The organism is Trinickia sp. (assembly GCF_035492435.1).
In the GTDB taxonomy this organism is placed as follows: domain Bacteria; phylum Pseudomonadota; class Gammaproteobacteria; order Burkholderiales; family Burkholderiaceae; genus Trinickia.
This window is the reverse complement of sequence record NZ_DATJJF010000203.1, coordinates 1-5689: the sequence shown is the minus strand read 5'-3', so window position 1 is coordinate 5689 and position 5689 is coordinate 1. Positions and strand designations below refer to the sequence as shown.

Annotated in this window: 4 protein-coding genes; 2 read left to right on the top strand and 2 right to left on the bottom strand. The window is 63.2% G+C overall.

Features of this window, described 5'->3' with window-relative positions:
- Positions 1 to 27: 27 nt before the first annotated feature.
- Entirely contained in the window at positions 28 to 1425 is a 1398-nt protein-coding gene (gene otsA, locus VL598_RS14440; protein ID WP_325327413.1) for an alpha,alpha-trehalose-phosphate synthase (UDP-forming), read from the bottom strand.
- A 487-nt stretch (positions 1426 to 1912) separates the two neighbouring features.
- Between otsA and dbpA the strand changes: the two genes are divergently transcribed.
- Complete coding sequence (gene dbpA / locus VL598_RS14435; RefSeq protein ID WP_325327412.1) at positions 1913 to 3310, top strand: ATP-dependent RNA helicase DbpA; 1398 nt, start codon at positions 1913 to 1915, stop codon at positions 3308 to 3310.
- 92 nt (positions 3311 to 3402) lie between these two features.
- Positions 3403 to 3834 (top strand): hypothetical protein, encoded by a 432-nt coding sequence (locus VL598_RS14430; RefSeq protein ID WP_325327411.1) that lies wholly within the window; start codon positions 3403 to 3405, stop codon positions 3832 to 3834.
- Here the strand turns inward: VL598_RS14430 and VL598_RS14425 are convergent.
- A complete protein-coding gene (locus tag VL598_RS14425) occupies positions 3828 to 5303 on the bottom strand; it encodes an MFS transporter (protein WP_325327410.1) in 1476 nt (491 codons plus the stop codon). The two genes, VL598_RS14430 and VL598_RS14425, sit on opposite strands and share 7 nt — an antisense overlap.
- Between the last annotated feature and the right edge of the window lie 386 nt (positions 5304 to 5689).

Below are 5689 nucleotides of genomic sequence, written 5' to 3'. Positions count from 1 at the left end.
GCCCGTTCGCTCCGGCTTGTGTCGCGCTTAAGCGGGCAACGGCTCGACGGCGTGTTTGAGTTCATCGAGAAAGCGCTTGCGCCACCAATGCACGTCGTAGCGCCGTATGGTGGCCATGAGCGAGGCATGCCGCTCCACGCGTTCTTCGATCGGCATCGTCAGCGCGCGCTGGATGGCCTCCGCCATCTCCTGCGTGTCGTACGGGTTCACTAACACCGCTTCCTTGAGCTGTTCCGCCGCGCCGGCGAAACGCGACAGGACGAGTACGCCCGGGTCCGTCGGATCCTGAGCCGCGAGGTACTCCTTCGCGACGAGGTTCATACCGTCGCGCAACGGGGTGACCAACGCGACGCGGCTCGCGCGGTACAGGCCGGGCAGGCGCTTGCGGGCGACGCTGCGATGAATGTAGCGCACGGGCATCCAGTCAAGTTCGCCGTAGTCGCTGTTGATCGCGCCGCAAAGGCTGTCCATTTCGCAGCGCAGATCGTCGTACGCGTCGAGGGCTTCGCGGCTTGGCGCCGCAATTTGGATCAGCGTGGCTCGGTCGCGGTTCTCTTCGTGGGTCTCGAGCAAGCGACGAAAAGCCTGAAGGCGCTGCGGAAGGCCCTTGGAATAGTCGAGCCTGTCGACGCCGACGAGCAACTGCCGGCGGGAATATTCCTTTCGCATGCGCTCGAACATATCCATTCCTTCGCGGCTACGAACGAGCTTAGAAAACTCCTCGATATCGATGCCGATCGGGAACGCGGCCACCGAGGCGATTCGGCCGAATCCGCGAAATTTTCCTTCGGATAGGCGTTCCGCATGGGTTTCGGCTTCGAGGTAGTGCGCGAAATGCGTCACATCGCTTTCCGTCTGAAAGCCGACCAGATCGTAGGCGAACAACGATTGGACGAGCGAAGCGTGCTCGGGAATCGCGGCCAAGACCTGGGGAGGCGGAAGCGGAATGTGAAGAAAGAAGCCGATTGGGTTGTCGCATCCCAACGCGCGCAGCTCCGCGGCGAGCGGGATCAGATGGTAGTCGTGCACCCAGATGACGTCGTCCGGCTTGAGCTGCTCGTGCAACGCATGGGCGAACTTTCGATTGACGCGGCGATAGGCGTCCGCGAAGCGCTCGTCGAATCGCGCCAGGTCGAGCCGGTAGTGAAAGACCGGCCACAAGACGTTGTTGGCGTAGCCGAGATAGTAGTTCTCGTATTCTTCTCGGCTTAGGTCGGCAGTGACCAACTGCACATTGCCGACGGTTTGAACCGTGACCTTCGCGCCAGTCTTTTCTTCCGGCGCGTCCTCTTGCTGGCGGCCGCTCCAGCCGAACCAGATTCCGCCGGTTTCGCGCAAGCTTTCCCTGACTGCCACCGCAAGGCCACCGGCAGCAGGTTTTTGAGGATTGGCAACGCGGTTGGAAACGACAACCAGACGGCTCATCGGGTCTCCTTTGGCTATGTTGTGGCTCGAATGCACCGAGCACGATGCCCGACGCTTTCGACGACGGTTCGACCCTTCAGAGCTGCGAACCATGAATCCCAGGGTTCGAATCGAATCCGCAGCAAAGGTCTTGGCTAGAAGGAAAGCGCCGTGCATCGCACCCCGTTGCGACGTGATTCGGCAAGGCGGCCGGCCGCGAAACCGCGGAGCGCTCGAGAGAGCGGTCGAACGCATCGTCGACACGCCGTACGCCGCTCGTTGCACCGGAGCGACGGGGCATCGTTGACGATGCCGCGTACGCATGCGAGAGCGAAGAGACGTGCGTACGCCCCGGATTTTAAACGATGCGGTGCGACTCGGTCATGTCGGGTGTTCGAAGGTCCACGCCGTTGCGAGTAAACTCCGTGCTTGGCCCAAGCTACGGGAAGCGCCGTTGCGCGTTACCCGAGGCATCGGGCAGTACGTTTATCCTATGCAACGCCGCCCCATGACAAACAAACCGATCGCCACGCCTTTCAGCGAACTTCCGCTTGCGCCCGCGGTACTCGCCAACCTCGACCGACTCGGCTATGTCTCGATGACGCCGATTCAAGCGATGAGCCTTCCGGTCGCGCTCGCCGGACACGATCTGATCGCTCAGGCGAAGACGGGCAGCGGCAAGACGGCCGCATTCTCCCTTGCCTTGCTCGCACGGCTCGATGCACGCCGGTTCGAGGTGCAAGCGATGGTCCTTTGCCCGACGCGTGAGCTGGCCGATCAAGTCACGCAGGAAATCCGCCGCCTCGCGCGCGCCGAGGAAAACATCAAAGTGCTGACGTTGTGCGGCGGTACGCCCATGGCGCCTCAAACCGCGAGCCTCGAACATGGCGCGCATATCGTCGTCGGCACGCCGGGGCGGATCATGGACCATCTGGAGCGGGGCAGCCTTGCACTCGGCGCCCTGAATACGCTCGTGCTCGACGAAGCGGATCGGATGCTCGACATGGGCTTTTACGACGATATCGCGAAGGTGGTCGGTCAATGTCCGAAAGAACGCCAAACGCTGCTGTTTTCCGCGACGTATCCGGAGGGCATCGCCAAGCTCAGTCAACGGTTCTTGCGCAATGCGAAAGAAGTGAGGTTGGAAGAGCGCCACGATGACAGCAAGATTCGCCAACGCTTTTATGAAGTGACCGAAGACGAGCGGCTGCACGCGGTCGGCCTGTTGCTGAACCATTACCGTCCGGTGAGCACGCTGGCGTTCTGCAACACGAAACAGCAATGCCGCGATCTGCTCGACGTGCTGCGCGCCCAGGGTTTCCACGCGTTGGCGTTGCACGGCGAACTCGATCAGCGCGAGCGCGATCAAGTGCTGATCCAGTTCGCGAACCGAAGCTGCTCGGTGCTGGTGGCCACCGACGTCGCCGCGCGCGGGCTCGACGTGGCCCAGCTCGAAGCCGTCATCAACGTCGACGTGACGCCGGATCCGGAAGTGCATGTACACCGCATCGGCCGTACTGGGCGCGCAGATCAGGACGGCTGGGCGTTGACCCTCGTCAGCATGAACGAGATGGGGCGCGTGGGCAGCATCGAACAGGCGCAAGGGCGCGATCTCGAATGGCACGCGCTTGCCGAACTCAAGGCCGAAAGCAATGCCCCGTTGTTGCCGCCGATGGAAACGCTGCAGATTCTCGGTGGACGCAAAGAGAAGATTCGCCCCGGCGATGTGCTCGGAGCGCTGACCGGCGAAGCGGGTTTTAGCAGCGCGCAGATCGGCAAAATCAACGTGACCGAATACTCGACCTATGTCGCGGTCGAGCGAAGCATCGCACGCGACGCGCTGCGCAAGCTCAACGCCGGCAAGGTCAAGGGCAAGAAGGTCAAGGTCCGGTTGATGGACGAGTGACGCCGGTCGGCAAACCGCTGCTTGGCGTGGTTGCCGCAAGCCTCGATTCGACGGCGAAACGCCGTCGAACGTTGTTGCATCGAAGAGAAACCATGAAACGACTGTTTCTAGCCGCCCTCGCGGCCACGTGTTTCGCCACGGGCGCTCATGCACAAAGCAGTGAGCCGGGCCCTTTCGTCACGCCGTCGGGCAGGCTGCAATTCGTGCAAGCCGGCTCGGAATTCTCGGGGATGCTCGACGCCGAAATTTTCGATCGCTTCGGCGCGAATCGGCTCACGCATTTCGATGACGTCGATCAGTCCAACGACACGCTCACGCGCATGCTGGTGCTGACCGATCGCGGCCCCGTGCTCTACGATTTCCGCCGTCATCCGCCGCTCGTGCAGCGATTGGGCAAGCGCATAGCGGTGAGGCGCGTCTTCTGGCAGGGCGATGAAGTCGTATTGCGAAGCTCGACGGGATGGTTTCGCTTCAAGGGTGGCGTCTTGACGAACCTGCAATCGTCGAAGATGACGTTTCATTGATCACGCGCCGGCGGCTTCCCATTGCTCGACCCGGACCGAATGGTGGCCGCGCCCAACCCTGCGCCGGCGAACGCGCACGCCGCGCACACGAGCGCGACGGCGCGCAGCGCCGCGCCATGCACCTCAACGAACACGATGCCGAGCACGGCGATAGCAAGCAAGCTCGCCACGCGTGCAACGGAATTGTTGATGCCGGAGGCAACGCCGGCGCGCTCGGTCGACACCGAACTCATGACGGTCGTGGTCAGCGGCGCGACGGTGATCGTCATGCCGAGCCCGAGCACTGCCAGTGCAGGGAAGTAACCGGACCAATAACTGCCGCGGGCGAACGGCAGCGCCAGGAGCGCAAACCCGATTCCGGCCACGCAGGGCCCCGCCGTCAAAAGCGTGCGCGGACCATAGCGGCTCGTCAGGCCGCCGGTGAAGCGCGACAGCAAGCCGATGATGACCGGCACCGGCAGCAGCGCGGCGCCCGCTTCTGTAGCGGTGTAGGCGTGCGCGCGGATCAGTGTGTACGGCAGAAAAAACAGCAAGCCGCCCAATCCGAAGTAGAGCAGCAGCGTGACGAGATTGGCCCCGGTGAATTCGCGCGAGCGGAACACGTCGAGCGGCACCATCGGATGGCGGCTGTTCGCTTCGATTGCTACGAATGCGGCGAGCGCCAGCACGCCGGCGCCGATCGTCCCGACCACGAGCGGATCGGCAAATCCATGCGCCGGGGCTTCTGTGAGTCCGTAGGTAAGGGCCCCCAATCCCGCCGCCGCGCTCAGCGCGCCTAGCCAGTCGAGCTTTTGCGGTGCATCCCGTTTGTGGCTATTCGGCACGGAAGACGCGGCCAAGACGATCGTCACCACGGCGAGCGGCACGTTAAGAAAGAAGATCGCGCGCCAAGAAAACGCATCGACCAACCAGCCTCCCGCCACCGGTCCCGCGGCGGACATCATCGCGCCTACCCCGGTCCAAATGCCGATCGCCCGCCCGCGCGCTTCGCCTTCGAATACCGCACCGATGATGGCAAGACTGCTCGGAACGAGAAGCGCCGCGCCGATGCCTTGAGCCGCGCGTGCGGCGATGAGCGCATCCGTATGCGGCGCCAGAGCGCAGGCGGCCGAGGCGAGGGAGAAGAGCCCGATGCCCCCGATGAACACCGTGCGTCGGCCCAGTTTGTCGCCCATCGACCCGCCGACGAGCACGAGAGACGCGAGAAACAGCAGATACGCGTTGACGACCCACTGAATGGCGGCAACGCTCGCGCCGAGGTCGCTTTGAATGGAGGGCAGCGCGACATTGACGACCGAGCCGTCGATGAACGCCATGCTCGAACCGAGGATTGTCGCGGCGAGTGCGCGACGTTTGCGCCGACATGGCCGATCGACCGCGGTGGGCTGGGTGCGGATGATCAGTTCGTCGCAGGGCGCGGCCTGGACGGCGACGGCATGCGGGCGATCGAAAACGTCTTGGCTGGCCAAATTCGCTCCCGTTCTGATCGGCTGGGGGATAGAGGGTGTTCGTGCTGGGACGAGAAATGGGGGCGCCCTTGGCAAACAGTATGAGGCATGGGCGCCGTCGATGGCGCTCCGGCGAGCCGATCAACAGTCAGAGGCTATCGCGGACACTCGGCGCGAGCGTTGCCTGCGGATTCCCGCGCGGGCCCTCATCCATCGCCAAGCGTGGACAAATTACGCAAATTACGTAAAATGCGAAATGTCCTGCTGGAGGAACATCTATGACGACTGTCACCGCCACCGATCTGGCCCGGCGCACGAACCAGGTGCTGGACGCCTTGGCACGAGGGGAATCGGTCACCATCACCCGCAATAACGCCGTGCTCGGGACGATCAATCCGCCTGTGCGT

Bases quoted from the DNA above. Each gene is read 5' to 3' on its own strand.
- VL598_RS14430 (WP_325327411.1), top strand. From the start codon at position 3,403: ATGAAACGACTGTTTCTAGCCGCCCTCGCGGCCACGTGTTTCGCCACG.
- dbpA (WP_325327412.1), top strand. From the start codon at position 1,913: ATGACAAACAAACCGATCGCCACGCCTTTCAGCGAACTTCCGCTTGCG.
- otsA (WP_325327413.1), bottom strand. From the start codon at position 1,425: ATGAGCCGTCTGGTTGTCGTTTCCAACCGCGTTGCCAATCCTCAAAAA.